Annotated in this window: 17 protein-coding genes; 12 read left to right on the top strand and 5 right to left on the bottom strand. The window is 35.6% G+C overall.

The window, feature by feature from the left end:
• The first annotated feature begins 216 nt into the window (after positions 1–216).
• The 3 genes from atpD (at position 217) to REB14_RS00595 (ending at position 3,004) form a co-directional block, all read left to right on the top strand.
• On the top strand, positions 217–1,725 hold the full coding sequence (gene atpD, locus REB14_RS00605; RefSeq protein WP_034697748.1) for a F0F1 ATP synthase subunit beta: 1,509 nt from the start codon (positions 217–219) through the stop codon (positions 1,723–1,725).
• Positions 1,726–1,823: 98 nt separating this feature from the next.
• Positions 1,824–2,105, top strand: a complete 282-nt coding sequence (locus REB14_RS00600; RefSeq protein WP_034697749.1) for a FoF1 ATP synthase subunit delta/epsilon — start codon at positions 1,824–1,826, stop codon at positions 2,103–2,105.
• A gap of 80 nt (positions 2,106–2,185) precedes the next feature.
• Positions 2,186–3,004: a hypothetical protein gene (locus tag REB14_RS00595; protein ID WP_034697750.1), complete on the top strand. Its 819-nt coding sequence runs from the start codon at positions 2,186–2,188 to the stop codon at positions 3,002–3,004.
• Between the two features lie 368 nt (positions 3,005–3,372).
• On the opposite strand, the gene REB14_RS00590 is transcribed toward REB14_RS00595, so the two are convergent.
• Complete coding sequence (locus tag REB14_RS00590; RefSeq protein ID WP_309521228.1) at positions 3,373–5,562, bottom strand: B12-binding domain-containing radical SAM protein; 2,190 nt, start codon at positions 5,560–5,562, stop codon at positions 3,373–3,375.
• A 158-nt stretch (positions 5,563–5,720) separates the two neighbouring features.
• Entirely contained in the window at positions 5,721–6,482 is a 762-nt protein-coding gene (locus REB14_RS00585) for a hypothetical protein (RefSeq protein WP_079241817.1), read from the bottom strand.
• A 352-nt stretch (positions 6,483–6,834) separates the two neighbouring features.
• Here REB14_RS00585 and REB14_RS00580 point away from each other — a divergent pair, with 352 nt between their 5' ends.
• Both REB14_RS00580 and REB14_RS00575 read left to right on the top strand, forming a co-directional pair.
• Positions 6,835–7,422 (top strand): Crp/Fnr family transcriptional regulator, encoded by a 588-nt coding sequence (locus REB14_RS00580; protein ID WP_309521227.1) that lies wholly within the window; start codon positions 6,835–6,837, stop codon positions 7,420–7,422.
• A gap of 130 nt (positions 7,423–7,552) precedes the next feature.
• The gene (locus REB14_RS00575; RefSeq protein WP_309521226.1) at positions 7,553–8,203 is read left to right on the top strand and encodes an NADPH-dependent F420 reductase; all 651 of its coding nucleotides are present in this window, start codon (positions 7,553–7,555) and stop codon (positions 8,201–8,203) included.
• A 76-nt stretch (positions 8,204–8,279) separates the two neighbouring features.
• On the opposite strand, the gene REB14_RS00570 is transcribed toward REB14_RS00575, so the two are convergent.
• The 3 genes from REB14_RS00570 to REB14_RS00560 all read right to left on the bottom strand — a co-directional run bounded on the left by REB14_RS00570 (position 8,280) and on the right by REB14_RS00560 (position 11,617).
• Entirely contained in the window at positions 8,280–9,158 is an 879-nt protein-coding gene (locus tag REB14_RS00570) for a DMT family transporter (protein WP_309521225.1), read from the bottom strand.
• Positions 9,159–9,223: 65 nt separating this feature from the next.
• Entirely contained in the window at positions 9,224–10,495 is a 1,272-nt protein-coding gene (locus REB14_RS00565; protein ID WP_185117024.1) for an aminotransferase class I/II-fold pyridoxal phosphate-dependent enzyme, read from the bottom strand.
• Between the two features lie 84 nt (positions 10,496–10,579).
• Entirely contained in the window at positions 10,580–11,617 is a 1,038-nt protein-coding gene (locus tag REB14_RS00560; RefSeq protein ID WP_034697765.1) for a PLP-dependent cysteine synthase family protein, read from the bottom strand.
• 222 nt (positions 11,618–11,839) lie between these two features.
• On the opposite strand from REB14_RS00560, the gene REB14_RS00555 reads away from it, so the two are divergent.
• From REB14_RS00555 to REB14_RS00525, 7 genes are all read left to right on the top strand, one after another.
• Positions 11,840–15,325 (top strand): glycosyltransferase family 117 protein, encoded by a 3,486-nt coding sequence (locus REB14_RS00555; RefSeq protein ID WP_309521224.1) that lies wholly within the window; start codon positions 11,840–11,842, stop codon positions 15,323–15,325.
• A gap of 89 nt (positions 15,326–15,414) precedes the next feature.
• The gene (locus REB14_RS00550; protein WP_079241811.1) at positions 15,415–16,908 is read left to right on the top strand and encodes an LTA synthase family protein; all 1,494 of its coding nucleotides are present in this window, start codon (positions 15,415–15,417) and stop codon (positions 16,906–16,908) included.
• Between the two features lie 138 nt (positions 16,909–17,046).
• The gene (locus tag REB14_RS00545) at positions 17,047–17,574 is read left to right on the top strand and encodes a DUF1697 domain-containing protein (RefSeq protein ID WP_079241810.1); all 528 of its coding nucleotides are present in this window, start codon (positions 17,047–17,049) and stop codon (positions 17,572–17,574) included.
• Between the two features lie 367 nt (positions 17,575–17,941).
• Positions 17,942–18,751, top strand: a complete 810-nt coding sequence (gene kdsA / locus REB14_RS00540; protein ID WP_079241809.1) for a 3-deoxy-8-phosphooctulonate synthase — start codon at positions 17,942–17,944, stop codon at positions 18,749–18,751.
• Between the two features lie 43 nt (positions 18,752–18,794).
• A complete protein-coding gene (locus REB14_RS00535) occupies positions 18,795–21,032 on the top strand; it encodes a TonB-dependent receptor plug domain-containing protein (RefSeq protein WP_079241808.1) in 2,238 nt (745 codons plus the stop codon).
• A gap of 129 nt (positions 21,033–21,161) precedes the next feature.
• Positions 21,162–21,542, top strand: a complete 381-nt coding sequence (locus tag REB14_RS00530) for an HYC_CC_PP family protein (RefSeq protein ID WP_238594414.1) — start codon at positions 21,162–21,164, stop codon at positions 21,540–21,542.
• Between the two features lie 116 nt (positions 21,543–21,658).
• Positions 21,659–22,132, top strand: a complete 474-nt coding sequence (locus REB14_RS00525) for a DUF3347 domain-containing protein (RefSeq protein WP_079241807.1) — start codon at positions 21,659–21,661, stop codon at positions 22,130–22,132.
• The last annotated feature ends 59 nt before the right edge of the window (positions 22,133–22,191 follow it).

Genomic DNA, 22,191 nt, shown 5'->3' with positions numbered 1-22,191 from the left:
AAAATGAAAAATTTTGAAAAAAATCCTACATTATATAATACTATAATAACAATTTAATGAATTGCAAATTTGCTGTTAAATATAATGATAAATATTGAATTTTACATAGTAAATGACAAACTCATTCATCTCTTCAAAAGCATGATAAAAATCTTTTTTTTACCAATTGCGGGTTTATGAAGAATCACTATATTTGCACCAAGAAAAAATTTAGCAATGGCAAACCAAATTAAAGGTAAAATTTCTCAAATTATTGGTCCGGTAATCGACGTTGTCTTCACAGATGTGGAAGCTGTTCCAGCAATCTATGACGCGTTAGAAATTACAAAAGAAAACGGTGAAAAAGTAGTTTTAGAGGTAGAACAACATATTGGCGAAGATACAGTAAGATGTATCGCAATGGACGCTACTGACGGTCTTAAAAGAGGGCAAGACGTAATTGGATACGGAAATCCTATTATGATGCCTATCGGAGAGGCAGTAAACGGAAGACTATTCAACGTTGTTGGTGATGCTATCGATGGACTTCAAGATATTTCTAAGGATGGTGGTCTTCCAATTCACAGACCAGCTCCAAAATTTGATCAATTATCAACTTCAGCAGAAGTTTTATTTACAGGTATTAAAGTAATCGACCTAGTTGAGCCTTACGCAAAAGGAGGTAAAATTGGATTGTTCGGTGGTGCTGGTGTAGGTAAAACAGTATTGATCCAGGAGTTGATTAACAATATTGCAAAAGGACACGGAGGTCTTTCTGTTTTCGCTGGAGTAGGTGAAAGAACGAGAGAAGGAAATGACCTTTTGAGAGAGATGTTGGAATCAGGTATTATCAAGTATGGTGATGATTTCATGCATTCTATGGAAAACGGAGGTTGGGATCTTTCTAAAGTAGACTTAGAAGCTATGAAAGATTCAAAAGCTGCATTCGTTTTCGGACAGATGAACGAGCCACCAGGTGCAAGAGCTAGAGTAGCACTTTCTGGTCTTACATTGGCTGAGTACTACAGAGATGGTGGAGAAAGCGGACAAGGTAGAGACGTACTTTTCTTCGTAGACAACATCTTCCGTTTTACACAGGCTGGTTCTGAGGTATCTGCACTTCTTGGTCGTATGCCATCAGCGGTAGGTTACCAACCTACACTTGCTTCTGAAATGGGTGCGATGCAGGAAAGAATTACTTCAACTAAAAATGGTTCAATTACTTCAGTACAGGCGGTATACGTACCTGCGGATGACTTAACTGACCCGGCTCCTGCAACTACGTTTGCTCACTTGGATGCAACTACAGTACTTGACAGAAAGATTGCTTCATTAGGTATCTATCCAGCGGTAGATCCACTTTCTTCTACTTCTAGAATCCTAAACCCTGAAATTTTAGGTAATGATCACTACAATTGTGCTCAAAGAGTAAAAGAAATCCTTCAAAGATATAAAGCTCTTCAGGATATCATCGCAATCCTTGGTATGGAAGAACTTTCTGAAGAAGATAAAGCTGTTGTATACCGTGCAAGAAAAGTTCAGAGATTCTTATCTCAGCCTTTCCACGTAGCAGAGCAGTTTACAGGTATCCCAGGATCATTGGTAGACATCAAAGATACTATCAAAGGATTCAACATGATTATGGATGGTGAATTAGATCACTTACCAGAAGCAGCTTTCAACTTGAAAGGAACCATCGAAGAAGCTATCGAAGCAGGACAAAAAATGTTAGCTGAAAACGCTTAATAATTAGACATAAGATTTTTAGACATGAGATGAGAGACATATAATGTTTGTCAAAAATCTTTTAATCTTCAATCTTTTAATCTTTTAATCTAAATTAAATGAATATAAAAATTTTAACACCAGAATACGTAGTTTTTGAAGGAGAAGTAGACTCAGTATTATTGCCTGGAAAAAATGGTGAATTTCACATCATGAAAAACCACGCAGGAATTGTTTCTTCTTTAATCGGAGGTGATGTAAAGCTTTTTGCTAATTCTATTGATGAGGCTTATGCTAAAAACTTCACTAAAGAAACTGGAAAAGACTCTGTTTTTGCTTATGCTATCAAAAGCGGTGTTGTAGAATTTAATCATAATAAAGGTATTATCCTTTGTGAATAATTAAATGAAAAGCTAAATATATTTTCAAGAAAGTGTAACTTTGTGTTACACTTTTTTTATTTATGTAAAAGTCTGATGGTATGAAGAAAGGCATAATCATATTCTTTACAGTTCTGGGTGTTTTCCTCCATGCTCAGAATATTAAAACCAAGAGAGGAATTATTAATCTTGACGGTATTCCGGTAGCTAAGCTCTCCAACAAATCCAGCGAATATACTTTTATGGATTTAAAAGAGACTCCGCTCTATACGATAAAATTCATTGATAAAAGCATCGTTGATTCTGTTCGCGACAGCTATATCAGTGTCAACAGAGTATATAACAGGGATAAAACAATCGAAATTGATTATTCATCACCTTCTGCATTTTCCGGAGAAGAAAAATCTGCCGTCTTTACTTCAGTTAAAGATCTTAAAATCATTGATAACAAAGGAATCAATGTCAAAAATCTCGATGAACTTTTTTCAAATGTACCCAAAAGAAAGCTGGATACTAAAACGAAAGATGCGTATGCTATCAGAAAGAAAATTGATAAGATGAATATTGAGGTCAATAAAGTAGGAGAGATTCTTAGTAATGGTGTTCCGGTAGGATATTTTACGAATCTTCCTGTGAGTTTTGGCTCAGAAGATACCATCATGGATAAGACTCCAATAGACATTGAAATCTATGATGCTAAGAGTAAACTTATCGGTAGATATATCACGACCACAAAGCAATTAAAAACAGCAGGAGGGAAGTCATTTACCATATACAAGGAAATGTCCGGGAGAGCTTCTATTTTAAAATTCCCAACCTATAAAGCATTAGCTGAACGTATGGCGATTATGGATCCTAATTTTATTAAAATACAGGAGAAAGTATCAGTGGGGACTGTAACAAAAGAAACGCCTAATTAAAAGAAATATATTTTTATATCAATAGAAACGGGCTTTAGCCCGTTTATTTATTAAGGATCAAATTTCCATTGGCTTTAGCCAAAACTTATATAATTTACTTTAAACCACCTCGTCAAAAATTCTTTGAATTTTCGCCACTCTCCAGAGGATGGTAATATTTTGCCGGTTTATATATAGTAGTTAAAAATTTGGACTTGATTTTTTCGAAATGAAAAAAAACTTTATTCTCTTAAATAAAAATCTGTGTAAATCCGTGTAAGCTGTGGGAGATTATAATTCTATAGAAACAGATGTAATTCGTTCAGAAAAAGAAAAATTTATAGAAAATTATGTTTTTTTAAAAATCTCTGAGAAAAAAGCAGAAATTTTTATAAACTTAAAATCACCCCATTTTCTTTCAACTGCTGTATCGGTTTTGAGAACCAGAATAATTCAAAATCATCGAAATTTTCTTCAAATTGACTCTTAAGTTGTTGAATTGTAGGCTTTTTAGAGTTTTCAATAGCATTCTCTTCCAATACATTCATTAGCCATTCTGCCTTTTCCTGTTCCAGCTCTACCTTCACAATATTGGTTTTTAGGTGGAATGTAAGAAGCGTATACGTACCAGAATATTTCTTTTTATTTTTTACGCGATTCTCAGCGATTACATTTTTGGTCAAAAAGACAACTTTTGAATTTGCTTTCAGACTAAACTGTCCATCTTCCAAAAGACAGTCGTGAATATAATCCGGATGAATGGTTGTTCTTGGAATTTTAAAATCGAACCACTCCTGAAGCGGTAACTCGAAATTTACTCCATGCATATAATTGAACAGAGATTTTTTTAATCCGAAGCTGAACTTGTTGTGATCGATTCCGGTTTTATCTTTAAAGTCAATATCATTATTGGCAAACAAAATTTCCTGTTTTACCGGAACTACCCCAAAATCTTCAGGGCTCATTCCAACGGGTGAGTGAGCAGTCATCGCAAACTGATGCCAGAATCCACTTTGAAGAATTCCCATCTCAAACATCTGTCGAATCATTTCCAGAGAATCTACTGTTTCCTGAATCGTTTGGGTAGGGTAGCCATACATCAGATAAGCATGAACCATAATTCCTGCTTCTGTAAAATTTCTGGTTACATTAGCAACCTGTTCCACAGAAACTCCTTTATCAATTAACTTCAGCAATCGGTCACTGGCCACTTCCAGACCACCGGAAACCGCAACACATCCCGAAAGTTTCAGGAGATAACATAAATCACGGGTAAAGCTTTTTTCAAAACGGATATTGGTCCACCACGTAACCACAAGATTTCTTCTGAGAATTTCCAGAGCAACCTCTCTCATTAAAGCTGGTGGTGCTGCTTCATCTACAAAATGGAATCCTGTCTCACCGGTTGTTTTGATTAATTCTTCAATTCGATCTACCAGAATCTTAGCAGAGATAGGTTCATAGATTTTAATATAGTCTAAAGAAATATCACAGAATGTACATTTCCCCCAGTAGCATCCGTGTGCCATGGTCAGTTTGTTCCATCTTCCGTCGCTCCATAAACTGTGCATCGGATTGGCAATTTCGATAACGGAAATATATTGATCAAGTTTTAAATCTGTATAATCAGGAGTTCCTACTTCAGACTGTTTGAAGTCATGTCTTTTAGAATTGTTCTTGTAGACAACTTCTTTATTTTCGAGAAGAAAAGTTCTTTTAAACTCACCTTCCTCAGATGCAATTTCTAAATTCTGGTAAAGAAGTTCCAGAGGAAGTTCACCATCATCTAAAGTAATAAAATCAAAAAATTCGAATACTCTCTGATCTTTGACTTCTCTTAATTCCGTATTGGGAAATCCTCCTCCCATAGCAATTTTAATGTGAGGATAATGCTTTTTGATCCATTGGGCACATTTGAATCCGGAATACAAATTACCAGGAAACGGAATGGAAAAACAAACAAGCTTTGGCTGAACAGCTTCAATTTTTTCCTGAAGAATTTTTAAAGTGAACCCATCTATAAATGTAGGTTCACCAGATAGTTTAGAATATAATTCATCAAAAGAATTGGCACTTTTTCCAAGGCGTTCTGCATATCTGCTGAAGCCAAAATCAGCATCAATATTTTCTACAATATAATCGGAAATATCTTCCAGGTACAGAGTTGCCAGATGCTTGGCCTTATCCTGAAGTCCCATATTTCCAAAAGCAAATTCCATATCATCCAGCTGGTTGAAACGGGAAGCTTCGGGAAGAAAGTTCATGCTGCAGATCTGTCTTGCCAGTGTAGGAGTTTTATCCTGTAAAAAAGTAATAACCTGATCTATTGTTTTTAAATACTCCTCTCTTAAGGCATAGATTCTCTGAGAGTTTTCAGAGGTGTTCAGGAGGTCAATTTTTTTATTGAAAACCTTCTGAATTCCATCCTTTGAAAATAATTCCAAAATAACATCGATCCCCAAATCTACCTGATAGCTTGAAATATTCTTGGTATTTAAAAAACCTTTTATATAAGCTGTTGCAGGATAAGGAGTATTAAGTTGGGTAAACGGCGGAGTAATAAGAAGCAGGTCTTTCAACAGAAATTTTTTGCAAAGTTATTCCAAAGTTTTTTTAGAAAAAAATTTTTTCTCCTGATTATAAACAGTGAGGAAAAGTCTTTAGAGATATTGCATTTTATTACTATTCGATTTTCTTGATTCTTCTTATTTCCAATTCATAGAAGCAGCAAATTATTTTAGAATAAATTAGAAGGTTTATTAAACAAAGCATCCGGAGAATAGCTGTCAATAAATGTTAAGAAAGCATCTTCGTCAAAATATCCGTCTTCATCAAGAATTTCAGCTTTCAGCAATCCGATTTCACCAGGTCTTTCAAGGCTTATATTTTCAATAAACTTTCCGGTTTTCCCTATTATTTCATTATGAAAACTGATTAAGTATCTGGAATAAATATTTCCTTCGGCCACCGTGTAATGTCCGTTTTCTGCAATGAGAGAAGTCATAATGCTTCCTCCGATATATGTTTCATTATCATTTCCTGAAGCACCAAACAATACTTTTGAGGTAACATTTCCAGAGCAATATAATGAACCGTTGACGATAATATTTTCAGCCTGTATATTACCGGTAACAATAAGAACAATATAGTCTTCCACAAACAGTTTTTTGGATAACCGAAGGTCACCTTCTATAAGAATTATTTTGTATCCTTCATCTTCAGAGGTAATTAATTCAAGAGAAATGCTGTCTTCATTTTCTATGAGAACAATTTCAGGTGCATTATCCTCATTGTTGATATACAGAGAAGCATCTTTGATCTTTTCTGCTGTTTCATCATCCAGCATTTCGAGAAATTCGGCAAGACTTTCTTCATCTAAATAGCTTTCATTGAAAAAATTATTTTCCAAAGCTTCATGAGCGATGCTATATAGATTTTCCGATTTATCTTTGAGCTGTTTGTATAATTGATCTTTGGTAAGTTTTTGCAATTCTTTCATCGGCTTTTAAAAGTATATACATGGGTCAGTTCAGTGGGGGAAACACCTATTAATAGACCAATGCAATATAATCAGATAAATTTTGTTATGCCAGAAAGTAAAGGATTTATTTTCTTAAATGTTTTCCAGCATAATATTTTTTTAGCTTAATATGATATTATTTTATCAATAAGCTCACTTCTACGAACTCCTGTGTGGCATTTTATTATTTATGATACAAAAAAGAACAATGTAAAAATATTTTTAGATACTTGTTTTTTGGGAGTCTTTCATTCCTATAATGTTCAGTTTTTTTGATATATTGTAATAATGATTTACTAAAAATTTATACAACAAGTACATTTTATTTACAATGTCAAAAGAAACCACTCCGCTTATAGAATATTTTAAAAGCTATATTCCGCTTTCAAAGAATGAAATTGAGGTATTGAATGAACGGTTTGTTGAAAGAAGAATCAAGCGAAAACAGTTTATTCTTAAAGAAAACGAGATTTGCCAGTATTATACATTTGTAGTCTCCGGCTGCTTAAAAATGTACAATATACATGGTAACGGAGAAGAACACAATCTTCAGTTTGCTGTAGAAAACGACTGGATTGTAGATATAGACAGTTTTCATAATAAAAAGCCCAGTAAACTATACATTGCTGCACTGGAAACTTCTACTGTACTACAGATTGAAAAAAATGACCTTTGGTTTCTTTACACCTATTATCCTAAATTTGACAAAAATTTCAGAGTAATTATTGAGCAAAAATTTATTGAACTGCAAAATCGGGTGCTTCAAAATATAAGTGCTACGGGAGAAGAAAAATATGAGTTTTTCCTCAAACATTATCCTCACCTGGCGAATCGGCTTCCCAATACACAGATTGCTTCCTATCTTGGAATCACACCACAGTTTTTAAGCAAAATCCGGCAGAGAAGAATAAAAAACTAATTTTTATATGAAACTAGTTTCATCATTCGCCTTACCAAATGTCAAGATGAGTTCTTAAACTAGTTTGTCTTTTTTTGAATGGCTTTCCTACTAATTTTGACATAGATAATTTATTAAAAATCAAAAGAAAATGGAAACATTAAAAAAAGTGGCCGTTATTGGTCTTGGTAACATTGGAAAAGCAATTGCAGATGATTTGGTTAATAATAACCGTAACGTGATTGTAGCATCAAGAAATGATGAAGAGTCCGCTGGTTTTGCTCAACAGTCCAATGGTTTTGCCCAAAGTATGGATATTGATCAGGCAATCAATACCGCAGATATTATTATTCCGGCAATAGGGTTTGGTGCTTTCAAAGAATTTTTCAATGATCATGGGAATATTCTGAAAGGGAAGATCATTATTGATGTATCCAATCCTATTACTCCGGATGGAAATGGAGGATTTAAAAAGATTATCGGAGAAAAAGAATCTGCAGGAGAACTCAACAGAGCTGTGCTTCCTCAGGGAGCTAAGCTGGTAAAGGCATTTGGAACATTGGGTGCAGGAAGTCTTGCGGGAGCTTCCAACAGTAATCCTGAAAAAGCAGTATTGTTTTATGCTTCAGATGATACCTCAGTTGACAAAGATATAGAAGATGTTATTAGAAATGCAGGATTTGATCCTTTAAAAGTAGGAGGAATTGATCAGTCGATCCGTATTGAAGTTTTTGGAGATTTGCATGAATTTGGAGCACTGGGAAAAACGGTAAGTCTTGCAGAAGCTCAATCAAAATTATAGAAAAATACTTGCTAAAGTTATACAAAAAGCCGGACTCCTAAAGAAGCCCGGCTTTTATATTATTTTTTATATCAGGTTAAGCATGACCTATTTTCTTTTGATCACCAATGACATTCAGGGTAACTCCAAAAAGAATTAAAGTAATCCCGATGAGCAAATTAGGCGTAAATTTTTCATGAAACATCAAGACACTGATCAGTACAGCAACTACAGGCTCCAAAGCTCCTAAAATAGCAACAGGAGTAGATCCGATATATTTGATCGCAAATACCAAACATAAGCTGGAAATAACTGTAGTAAGAAATGCAAAAATAATGAAGTTAATAAAAATTTCTGTTGAAGGAATAGCAAACGATTCATTTGCCATCAAAGCTTTGGTCATAAAGAACATTGAGGTGAAAAGCATAGAATAAAACGTAAGCTTAAATCCGGAAACCTTGATATTCGATTTGTTGACAATGACCATATATAATGCATAGAACAATGAACTAAGCATTACAATTCCCAATCCTGCAAAATTAATTTCCAGTCCGTTTCCTTTTAAACATAAAACAATGACTCCAGCGAAAGCAAGAAGTAAAGATGCTCCCGATAGCCTGGTCAATCTCTCTTTGTAAAAGAAAAGCATGATGAGTGCTACAATAATCGGATAAATAAATAAAACGGTAGAAGCAATTCCTGGCGTGAGGAAATCATATCCTAAAAACAGAAACTCTGAAGAAAGGGCATAGCAGATTCCAAGGATGGCCAGAATTAAGGCTTCTTTTTTATTGATTTTAAAACTTTCTCTGGAATACAGCAAATATCCTCCCACCATTAGAGCCGAAAAGAAAAATCTGTAAAACAGCGTGATATCCATTGAAAAGTATGCCTGCTTAACAGGCAGGATAAAAATAGGAATCAAACCATATGAAACGGCTGATAAAATTCCCAGTGTGTAACCTCTAAGTTTCATTTGCTTTATAGTTATTAAATAAAAAAGCCACTGAATCAATCAGTGGCTTTTTTTTATTTTTAAGATTAAATCGGTTTAAAACTTAATCCTTGTTCCTGCAGTAATTTTTGTTCCTGCTCTTTGTAGTAGCCACCTACTAATTTATCATGAATTGCTTCAAACGCTGCCAGAGTTTCGTTGATCTCTGCATCCGTATGGGAAGCGGTAGGAATAAGCCTTAAAAGAATCATTCCCTTCGGAATGACCGGATATACCACTACAGAAGTGAAGATACCGTAATTCTCTCTTAAATCTTTTACCAATAGAGTAGCCTCTACCGGAGTTCCCTGCATCATTACCGGAGTTACACAAGTATTAGTGTCTCCAATATTGAATCCTCTTTCTGTAAGTCCGTTCTGTAGTTTGTAAACATTCTCCCAAAGTTTAGCTTTGATCTCAGGTCTTGTTCTCAATAGCTCAAGTCTTTTCAATCCTCCGATTACCATTGGCATCGTAAGAGATTTTGCAAAGATTTGTGATCTCAGGTTGAATTTCAGATATCTGATGATTTCTTTGTCACCCGCAAGGAATGCTCCGAAACCTGCCATAGATTTAGCAAAAGTTGAGAAATACACGTCAATCTGATCGTTACAGTCCTGCTCTTCACCTACACCCGCACCTGTTGTTCCAAGTGTTCCGAAACCGTGAGCATCATCTACTAAAAGTCTGAACTGATATTTTGATTTAAGGTCGCAGATCTCTTTGATTTTTCCCTGTTGTCCTCTCATCCCGAAAACACCTTCCGTAATCACAAGAATACCTCCTCCTGTTTCTTCAGCTACCTTGGTTGCTCTTTGAAGGTTTTTCTCAAGACTTGCCATATCATTGTGCTTGTAGGTAAATCTTTTACCGGAATGAAGTCTTACTCCATCCACGATGCAGGCATGAGAATCCATATCATAAACAATAACATCATTTCTGCTTACCAAAGCATCAATGGTAGAAACCATTCCCTGGTAACCGAAATTCAATAGATATGCTGATTCTTTTTTTACGAAGTCTGCCAATTCTCTTTCCAACTGAAGGTGCTGATCTGTTTCTCCAGACATTGCTCTTGCTCCCATTGGATAGAACATTCCATATTCTGCAGCCGCTTTTGCATCCGCTTCTATTACTTCAGGGTGATTACACAACCCTAAATAATCATTGGCACTCCAGAAAATTACTTCTCTCCCCTGAAATTGCATTCTCGGGCCGATAGGTCCCTCTAATCTTGGGAAAATAAAATAGCCTTCACCATAATCTGCAAATTGTCCAAGTGGTCCTGGATTTTCTTTTATTCTTTCAAAAATATCCAACATTGTATCGTAATTTTTAAGTAATAAAGCCTTTTTTGTCTGAACACGCAAAAGGCTTTATTTGTATCGTGATTTTATTCGTTCTTATTTGATAAACTCTGTTTTGAAAACTTCGTCGTAATTGTGAACACAGTTGTTGACAAATCCCTGTTCGGCCATCCATTTATCACTGTATACTTTAGTGATGTATCGGGAACCGTGGTCAGGATATATTAAAACAACTATATCATTTTCTGTAAGCTCGTGAGACTGGGCATACTGCATCAATCCCTGTGTTACAGCTCCGGTAGTATAACCTCCCATAATAGCTTCTTTCAAAGCAATTTCACGGGTTCTGTACGCGGACATTTCATCATTTACCCTTACAAACTCATCCACCTTGTCGAAAAGCAGGGCGGAAGGGATCAGGTTTTTACCCATTCCTTCGATCTGATAAGGATGTACATCTTCTTTATGAATTTCACCTGTCTCGTGATAGCTTTTAAGGATAGAACCATCAGCATCTACACCAATAATTTTGATATCAGGATTTTTTTCCTTCAAAAATTTGGCAGAACCGGACAGCGTACCACCAGTTCCTGTACAGGCAAAAAGGTGAGTGATCTTACCTTCTGTCTGTTCCCAGATCTCGGGACCTGTCGTCTGATAGTGTGCATCAATATTAAGTTCGTTAAAATACTGATTGATGTAAATAGAATTAGGGGTTTCCTGAGCGATTCTTTTAGCTACTTCATAATATGATCTGGGATCATCCGCCGGTACATTGGCCGGGCATATATACACCGTGGCCCCCAATGCTTTCAGATAAGCAATTTTTTCAGGTTTTGTTTTATCACTTACTGCAAGAATACATTTATATCCCTTAATGATACATACCATCGCAATAGAAAACCCGGTATTACCGGAAGTAGTTTCTACAACTACAGAATCTTCTTTTAAAAGGCCTTTTTTCTCTGCGTTCTCTATAATATGAAGTGCGATTCGGTCTTTGGTGGAATGTCCAGGATTATATGATTCTAACTTGGCGTATACGGTTGCTGGAATATCTTTTGTAACAGTATTTAGCTTCACCATAGGAGTGTGTCCTATTAGGCCAAGAATATTATCGTAAACATTACTCATTATTTGTTATTTTCAATAAAAATCTGACTGCAAAAATACAAAAAAATAAATAATTACTAAACTTTTGTTTGATTTCTAGGGCATAGTTTGTAAAAAAATATTTTAGTATTTTCAGTTTTGACACGAGTATAATCGCAAATACTACGCCAAAATTTTTAAATTTTGTTAAAACCCGCATAAAATAAGATAAAAGCCTTATTTTCGCATAATTGATTTAATACTATGAAAAATTGGACTTTTAGGCAATGGAACACCGTTTCAGGATGGGTGATTTTCGTCGTTGCTTTTTTCACGTACTTGTCCACCATAGAACCCAATTTCAGTTTCTGGGATTGTGGCGAGTACATTTCTTCTGCAGTAAAACTTGAAGTAACGCACGCTCCCGGAGCTGCTTTGTTCCAGATAGTGGGTGCCGTGGCAGCCATTTTTGCATTAGGGAAAGGCGAAAACTATTCTATCGTGATCAACGCGATGTCTGCATTGTTCAGTGCGCTTACTATTTTATTTTTGTTTTGGACGATCACTCATTTTGTGAGAAGGCTTTTAAACAAAGATTTTGAAGAAATTACAAAACATCAGGAAATCTCTATTTTATTTGCCGGAGCGATAGGAGCACTTTGCTTTACGTTCTCAGATACATTCTGGTTTTCGGCAGTAGAAGGAGAGGTTTACTCTATGGCTTCTATGTTTATTGCGCTTTTGGTCTGGTTAATCACCAAATGGGAGAATGAGTATCAAGCGGGAGACAGTGAAAGATGGATTATTCTTATTTTCTTTATTTTAGGACTTTCTGTGGGAGTGCACATGATGTGTATGCTAGCGATTCCTGCAGTATGTCTGGTTTACTATGCAAGAAATTATAAGTTTACCTGGAAAAACTTTATCTGGGCAAACCTTATTACACTGGGGATTTTGATTATTGTTTTCAAAATTATCTTCCCTTTAATTATGACGATGTTCGGAAGACTTGAGATTTTCTTTGTGAATGGTCTTGGACTTCCTTTCCACTCAGGAACAATTGCAGCGTTTATTTTAATGGTAGCGATTTGCTATTTCTTAATTAAGTATGCAAGAAAAGCAAAAAGAAATATCTATCAGACCGCTGCATTATCTGTAGTTTTCATGATGATTGGGTTCTCTTGCTGGATGGTTATTCCTATCAGAGCCAACGCAAATCCACCGATGAACCTTAATGATCCTGATACAGCAATTGGTATGCTGGATTATTATAACAGAGAGCAGTATGGTGACTGGCCTACAATTTACGGGCAAAACTACACCGCATTCCTTGATGCTAACGGAATTGAAAAGAACGAAGACGGAAGTTTTAAAACACAAAAAACCGGAGAGATCTACGAAAAAGACGAAAAAACCGGAACATACAGAAAAACCGGAGACCGTTTCAATTATGTATTCAACAAGTCTCAGGTGAGCTTAATGCCAAGAATGTTTAATGAGGATAAGGATGTAATGGCAAACTATATTTCTATGTATGGTGCTCCTGATTTTACATTCAACTATGGTAATGAAGATGTGGCAGACAATCCACAGGCTAAGCAGATTTTTGATGAGCTGAGAGCTAAATATGAAGACAAATCCATTACCGCTTCAGATTATCTGAAAGTAAAACCTTATAACCTGATCAATGTTCAGAAGCCTTCATTACTTCAGAATATGGATTACTTTATTACTTTCCAGAACGGATATTACTTTGTAAGATACCTGATGTGGAACTTCGTAGGAAGACAAAATGACCTTGAAGGAAACATGGAAAGCACAAAAGGAAACTGGATTTCCGGTATTCCTTTCATTGATAATGCTACTGTAGGAAATCAGGATAAAATGCCTGCTAAATTCAAGAATGAAAGTACAGTAAAATTCTTCTTCCTTCCATTAATTTTAGGTTTGATCGGATTCTTTTTCCAATTGAACAGAGACTTCGGAAGATTCTATGCCTTGTTATCTTTATTCATTTTGACAAGTGTAGGGATTGTTTTCTATACAGGAGTAAAACCTTTTGAACCGAGAGAAAGAGATTATGCAATGGTAGGTTCATTCTATGCGTTTGCGATCTGGATTGGATTGGGAGCAGGAGCCATCCTATGGTTCTTACAGTCTAAAATAAAATCAAACGGAGCTAACATTGCTTTAGGAGTGGTTTTATTAGGAGTACCTTTCATGATGGGCTTCCAAAACTATAATGTTCATGACAGAAGCGACAGATATACAGCGTATGATTATGCATATTCAGTATTAAAATCATTACCGAAAAACGATATCCTTTTCGTGTACGGAGATAATGATACTTATCCGGTTTGGGCTATTCAGGAAACAGAGCAGTTAAGAGATGATGTGAAGGTAGTGAACTTTACCCTTGCTTCAACGCCATGGAATCTGGATCAGGTGAAAAGAAGAACGTACAACGCTATGGGTATTCCTAGCCAGTTGACACACGATGATTACAGAGATGGAGTAAATGACCAGATTTATATGATGAAGAAGGAAGATTGGGAAGGTGTTTTCTCTATGCTGAAAGAACAGGGAGCTCCGGAAACAGAATTCCAATCGTTCAGAAAGTATCTTACTCAGGATTCTTTAACATTGAAGCAAGCAATTGAATTCATTAAATTCAAATCTCCTGAAAAAGACGAATTGTTGAAAATGTATTTTGGAGAAGAGAAATTCGAAAAATACAATATCCTTCCGGTAAACAAATTCATCCTTCCTGTAAATAAAGAAAATGCTTTAAAAGCTGGAATCATCAACAAAGAAGATCTTCCGAATGTAGCCAATCAAATCATGATTACTTACAAAGGAAATACACTTTATAAGAACAACCTTATTCTGATGGATCTTTTAGCGAACTTCGACTGGAAGCGTCCGATCAACTTCTCATCAGGAGGGATTTATGACAGCGAGAATATTTTCTATCTGAACGATTACCTTCAGTTTGACGGATTCAGCTACAGATTAATTCCTATCCAAACGCCTCCGACAGCTGATGGAGATATGGGAAGAGTAGATACTAATTCTCTTTATAATGTAGTGAAAAACTTCAGATGGGGGAACTTCAAGAATTTAAATGCTCACTTTGATGAAACGGCTACTTCCAATATCATCAGCTACAGAATGTCAGCAAGCAGAGCGGCGGCAGCCCTTGCGTTAAGCGGACAGAAAGCTAAAGCATTAGAAATTCTGGATCTTGCAGCGAAAGAAATTCCAGCAGAGAAATATAATGATCCTCGTTCTTTAAGTTCAATTGTTTCAGGATACATCATTGCAGGTCAGGAACAGAAAGGTCTTCAGCTTGCTGAGGTACTTAAGAAAGGGATCTTTGAAGAATATGATTATTATTTAAGTCTTTCTAAAGCAGATCAAAGCTATCTGAGAAGACAAATGAGAACAAAACCAATGGAATATTCTCTTGTTGTTTCTGCAGTAACAGACGCTTACACAAAGATCGGACAGAAAGAAAAAGCCTATGCTTATCTGGTAAAATCCATAGAGCCGATTGACAAGAAGTTCAATGTATTTATCAAAGATCTTCAGGAAATGGGCAGAGATAAGGCGATGAAAGAGTCTGAAAATGTTCAGCAGATCACGCCGTTCTATCAGTACTTATTTGATGTCATGGAACCATATGATTCTACGTATTCAAAAGAAAAGGAAAATCAGATTACCAACGCGATTATCAAAGCGACAAAATAAAAATACTTTAAAACGGAACTTCGGTTCCGTTTTTTTATTATTGGGAATCCTGAATATTAAGGTTATATTTGTGAAAGTAAAAATACATAATGTCCGAAACACAAAATAGCAAATTCCCAATCTATGCCGTCATTGCTACGGTTCTTTTTAAGCTTCTTTTTTTATTAACGCACTACATTCAGGAAGATGCATTTATTACCTGGAGGGTTGCTCAGAACCTGTTGGATTATGGAGTAATCGGCTTCAATGGAGATACCAAGATTTCTGCCTCTACCACACATCTGTATGTATTTGTATCCTATATTTTCAATTTTGTTTTTGGAAAAGAAAACTTTATTGAACCTCTTTTGATTTTTAATTCTTTACTGTTTACCATAGGAACGTTATGGCTGTCTCATTTGGTTTTAAAAAATCCATGGCATAAAGTTATCTTTATATTTTTGATAGGGATTTTGCCGCCATCCATTAAAATTTCAATTCTTGGAATGGAATACGGAATTCTGTTTTTTCTGGAGATGGCATTGCTGTACTACGGATTTAACAAAGGGAAAAAATGGGTAGTGACACTTCTTCCTGTTTTAATCATGTTTACAAGGATTGATACAGTAATCTTCCTGGGAATTGTATTTCTAGTGGATCTATTCTGGAACAGAAAAATCAGATGGAATTATATTTTTGGCGGAGTGCTGGGAGTCTTAGCCACAGTTGCCTTCAACTGGTTTTACTTTGGCGAACTGGTTAATAATACCATTACTGCAAAAAAACTTCTTTATAGCGAGAACTTTACGATCCAGCAGCATATTGGTTACTTTTTTAAGAGCTTCGGAAACTTCTGGGGAATGCTGAAAGTTCCGGGAGATTTTAATCCTCTCACCATTGTAGTCTTGATTTTTGAACTGCTTTGCTTTATTTATCTGATCAGACAACGAGAGAAGAGAAACTACTTCTTGTGGATGATTTTTCTTTTCGGATGGGCAAAACAAATCATTTTTATTTCTCAGAAAAGCTTGTTCGACTGGTATTACTGGGTGCCGCAGCTTTTGCTTTTTGTTCCTATTCTTATTTTTGTATTGGAACAGAAAGAAAAGAGAAATCTATGGCTGTCATTGCTTGTGATATTCTATATTTTCCCCATGCTTGTTTTCCAGACTGTTCACTGTATCGCAACAGGAAATGGGGAATGGAACTACCGCAGAACAATTGGTACCTTTTTACATCAATATGAAAAAGATAAAAATCAATGGATCTTGCTTGAACCAGCAGGTTATGTTCCTTATTTTTCAGGGTTAAAAACGATTGATGAGGTTGGGCTGGTAGATAAAGAAATTCAGGAGGAAATAAAAAAAGATAAGGTAAATTACTGGATCAATACCGTAAAGACAAGAAAACCGAAATATCTTCTTTCTTACCAGAATCTGTACGAAGGAAATACGGCAAATTCAGAATATTATAAAACTCACTACAGGCTTTTAAAAGAATTCCGGGTGAAAGATCATCTGAAAAGTAATAATAAGATTTTAGAAAAAATTTACCACCTGAAACCTTCAGGAACAGACTATAATTTGTACATTAGAGTTGATTAAAAGATTGAAATATTTAAGCATTTAAAGATTAAAAAAATAAGGAGTTCTTATAATTTTTTCACCCTCAAACCCTCAAACCCTCAAACCCTCAAACTTACAACCTGCAACCTATCATCTAATCCCTAATCCCTGAAAAAAATGAAATACTGTGCTTTTCTCCGTGGTGTCAACGTAAAAGGAACCAATATGAAAATGGCTGATGTGTGCCAGGTTTTTAAAGATGCCGGAATGAAAGACGTGAGTTCAATACTGGCTTCCGGAAATATTGTATTTTCTTCAGATAAAAGTATTGGAGATTTAAAGGTCATTCTGGAAAAAGCAATGTCAGAGTACTTTTCTTATGAAGCCTTTTTGTTTGTAAAATCTCAGGAAGAAACTGAGGTTTTCTGGAACAGTATTCCTTTCGAAAAAAATGATGAACTTCATATTTATGGTTTTGTTGGAATTCCAGGGGTTGAAAAAGTTCTGATGGAAGAATTTCAGAAAGCTGCACAGGCAGAAAATGAAAAGGCAGAGATTATCAATGATATATTTTACTGGCAGGTGCCGAAGGGCAATACCTTAGATTCTACCTTTGGAAAAGTATTGGGCAAAAAAAGTCTTAAAGATCAGTTTACCAGCAGGAATGTGAATACGTTTGAGAAGGTTTTGAAAAAGATGAATTAAAATATTTTCTGCTTATTTTAGGTTTTGGCTAAAGCCAATTGAGTATTTTATCTTTATTAAACGGGCTAAAGCCCGTTCCTATTGAATAAATAATAGTCCACAGATAGTATATTTTTTATAAAGGAATGAATAAAACTCACAGTTTGTCATTCCGAAGGAATCTAATCTCGCATTCCACAAGCATTGTAAAAAATTAATCAAAGCAATACTTTGCCCAGATTATTGTTTCTTAACTTTCCCTAAACCCTAAACCCTAAACCCTAAACCCTAAACCCTAAACCCTAAACCCTAAACCCTAAACCCTACAAATAATTTCCATTTGTGAAACTTTCTCAGTATTTTTACTGAACTTTTTAATTACAACAAAATGATTCAGTATTTAGATAATATTTCGCACAAAGATTCAAAAAACTTTTTCCTTATTGCCGGCCCTTGTATCATTGAAGGAGAAGATATGGCATTAAGAATTGCTGAAAAAGTAATCAGTCTCACAGATAAATATAATATTCCCTATATCTTCAAAGGAAGTTTCAAAAAGGCAAACAGAAGCCGTGTAGATTCTTTCACAACTATTGGTGAAGAGAAATCTCTTGAAATCCTTAAAAAAGTAGGAGAGACCTTCAATATTCCTACCACTACAGATATTCATGAGAATGAGCATGCAGCATTGGCAGCACAATATGTAGATGTATTACAGATTCCTGCATTCCTTGTACGTCAGACTGATTTATTGGTGGCTGCAGCACAAACAGGAAAGTGTGTGACTTTGAAAAAAGGGCAATTCCTTTCACCGGAAGCAATGAAGTTTGCCGTTCAGAAAATTACAGATTCTAACAATCAGAAAGTAGCTATTATTGAAAGAGGAAATTCTTTCGGATATACAGATCTTATTGTGGACTACAGAGGAATTCCTACGATGAGAGAATACGCTCCAGTGATTTTGGATGTTACTCACTCTTTACAACAACCTAACCAAAGTTCAGGGGTTACAGGAGGAAGACCGGATCTTATTGAAACCGTTGCCAAAGCAGGAATTGCAGTAGGAGCAGACGGAATTTTCATCGAAACGCATCCTACACCGGAAACGGCATTATCTGATGGTGCCAACATGTTAAGATTAGATTTATTAGAAGATTTGTTACAAAAATTGACAAGAATTAGAGAATCGATTTTGTAATTGTTAAAAAAACATTAATTTTAGAAATTCTAAAACATTTCTTTTGAAAAAACTAGTTTTACCGCTAAGCCTTATGGTCCCTGTACTGTTTTTCTCCCAACAAAGGAAAAAAGATACAGCGACTACTAAAGTAACCGATATAGAGGAAGTTGTCTTCCAGAAAAAAGCAACAGGAAGAACCAATGACCTTACCAACGTAAGAATTTCAGCGAAAGAAGCGAAATCAGTAGCTTCTATTAATGGAGGAATTGAAGGATTGCTTAAAACATTACCTTCCGTAAACTCCAACACCGAGCTGTCTTCACAATATATGGTTCGTGGTGGAAACTATGATGAGAACCTTATCTACATTAATGATATTGAAATCTACAGACCTTTCCTGATCAGAAACTCTCAGCAGGAAGGGATGAGTATCATTAACCCGGATATGGTTTCCGCAGTGAATTTTTCCGCAGGAGGATTTGAAGCCAAATATGGGGATAAAATGTCTTCTGCTTTAAATATCTATTACCGTGAGCCTGAAAAATTTGAAGTTTCAGGAGAGGCAAGTTTAATTGGAGGAAGGCTGACAACAGGCCTGGCTTCCAAAAATAAAAAATTTACAGCCTTATTTTCCGGAAGATACAGAAACACCAATCTTGTTCTTAATACTTTAAAAGAAGATACAGATTTTAACCCGACGTATTGGGATTTTCAGTCTTATCTGAATTATCATGTGAGTGATAAATTCACGATGTCATTCATCGGATATTATTCCAAGAATGATTATCAGATGATTCCTAAAGCGAAAAGTGTTACGTTTGGAAGTCTTCAGCAGCCTATCACTGTAAATATTGGCTATGGAGGGCAGGAAAATGACCAATATAAAAATATGATGGGTACATTTTCCATGAACTATAAGCCTGCAGACAAATGGAAGCTTACACTGGATGCCTTTGCTTATCAGAACAGAGAAAGAGAGTATTACACAATACAGTCAGCCTACGAGCTTCAAACTTTTGATCCTGTGACGCAGCAGCCTGTAACGTCTTTCGATGTTGGAGGGCAGATAGAACATGCAAGAAATGACTTGTTTGTAAGAACATACGGAACACAGTTCAGAGCAAAATTCTCTCCCAATGTTAATACAGACTTTGAGGTTGGATTTAAATATGAAAAAGAAAATCTGAAAGATCTTACCAATGAATGGAAATTAGTAGATTCTGCAGGATACAGCATTCCAAGACCGGAAGTCATTGATCCGAGAACCGGAACTACAGGAGATCTTAAGCTTGCTTATTATATTGCCGGGCAAAATAATATTGAGCCTACAAGACTTTCAGCATACGCACAGTATTCACAGAAGTTTTATTGGGGAGCCAGTAAAGTATTCGTGAATGCGGGAGTACGTGTGGCGAACTGGAGTTTCAATAAAGAAACAATATTTTCTCCAAGAGCACAGTTTGCGATCAAACCGGATTGGGACAGCGATATGTTGTTCAAAATTTCCGGAGGTATTTACTATCAGTCTCCTTTTTATAAAGAGATCAAAGATTTGGACGGTAATTTTAACTCCAATATAAAGTCACAACGCTCTATCCAGGTAATTCTTGCCAATGATTACGAGTTCCAGATGTATGACAGACCCTTTAAGCTGACTACAGAACTTTATTATAAGAAAATGGATAACCTGATTCCATATTATATGGATAATGTAAGGATCCGTTATTCCGGGCAGAATAATTCTAAAGGATATGCTTATGGTATTGATACCAGATTATTCGGAGAATTTGTTCCGGGTGTAGATTCTTGGCTATCTGCGAGTTATGCAAGAGTGTATGAGAATATTGATGGAAGAGGAGATATCCCGAGACCTACAGATCAGAGGTTGAGGTTTGCGATGTTCTATCAGGATTATATGCCAAGCTTTCCGTCTATGCGTGTAAACCTTACCTTAGTGTATGCGATGGGATTGCCTACAGGAGCTCCCGTAATGTTTAACAGCAACGGACAACCTGATTTTGGTTCAGCTTATAATTATCAGCAGACGCTGCCTTCTTATAAAAGAGTAGACTTAGGATTAACAAAGGTATTTATTGATCCGAAAGAAAAAAATAAGAGATCGGGTTTCTGGGGTAATTTCGAGGAACTTACATTAGGTGTTCAGGTTTTCAATGCATTTAACATCAACAACACTGTTGCTAACCAATGGATCACGGACTATAACAGCAATTATATGTATCCTGTTCCGGTACGTCTTACAGGGCGTTTCTTTAATGTGAAACTGGAATTCAAACTATAGAATTGAGATCAAAAAATAAAATAAAAGCTTCCGAAAATCCGGAAGCTTTTTTGTTTACCCGAATTTTATAACAACATTACCAAATTCTATAACAACGGTTTCAGAGATATTTTTACCTTTGTCTTACTAATGAAAAAGATTCTTGCCATATTGTTTTCTATTTTCTACTTCGGATTTTCTTCCGGAGCAGCTTTTAGCATTCATTATTGTATGAAAGAATTTATTTCTGTAAGTCAGAAAGCGGATGACATCTGTGCGAAATGTGGTGTTAAAGAAAAGAAAGGATGTTGCAAAACGGAGATCAAAATCGTAAAAGTAGACGATTCCCAGAAATCTGATTATCTGAATGTTGATTTCTTAAGTGCTGTTTCAGAGATTCCGGTGAAACATCAGTTTACTTTCATTGATAAATCTTTTTCTGCCACTAAATTTACTCAAATTCAGATCAATGCACCACCTGAAGGCCGTCTGATAGCTATCTACATCAATCATTGTAATTTTAGAATTTAGAATTTGTCAGTCGTTTGCGGTATAAGCATATACTGTTATGAGCGACATGTTCTGACGCATTTACTGATGCGTAATCCATTATTCTTTATTAAAAATTAATTCTAAAATTTAAAACAATGAAAAAATATATCATCACAGCAGCTTTATCATTATTCTCAATCGTTTCATTATCTGCACAATCTAAAAAGGATGCTCAGGTTTCTAAACTATATCAGAATTATATTGCTATCAAATCAGCGTTAGCTTCAGATGATGCGGATAAAACTTCAAAAGCTGCAACAGAATTCATTAAAACAGCTTCTGTTATTGATTATAAAGTAGTTTCAGAAGGAAATCTTAATGTTCTAAGAAAAGATGCTTCTGTTATTTCCGATGCAAGAACTATTGCTGCACAAAGAGAAACTTTCTTAAACCTTTCAGATAATATGATTGCTCTGACCAAGCAGTTCAAGCTTTCTGAAAAACCAGTTTATGTTCAATATTGCCCAATGGCAGACGGAAGCTGGCTAAGCGATGAAAAACAGATCGTTAATCCATATTACGGAAAGTCTATGCTTACATGTGGAAGTGTAAAGTCGGAGATTAAATAATTACCATACTATTTTTTAAAATAATAAGTTGCATGGCTTGAACTATAATTAACTTTAAG

Source organism: Chryseobacterium metallicongregator (genome assembly GCF_031324065.1).
Classification (GTDB): Bacteria; Bacteroidota; Bacteroidia; order Flavobacteriales; family Weeksellaceae; genus Chryseobacterium; species Chryseobacterium metallicongregator.
Note: the sequence above shows the minus strand (reverse complement) of the source record. Positions and strands in the feature narration are given on the sequence as shown.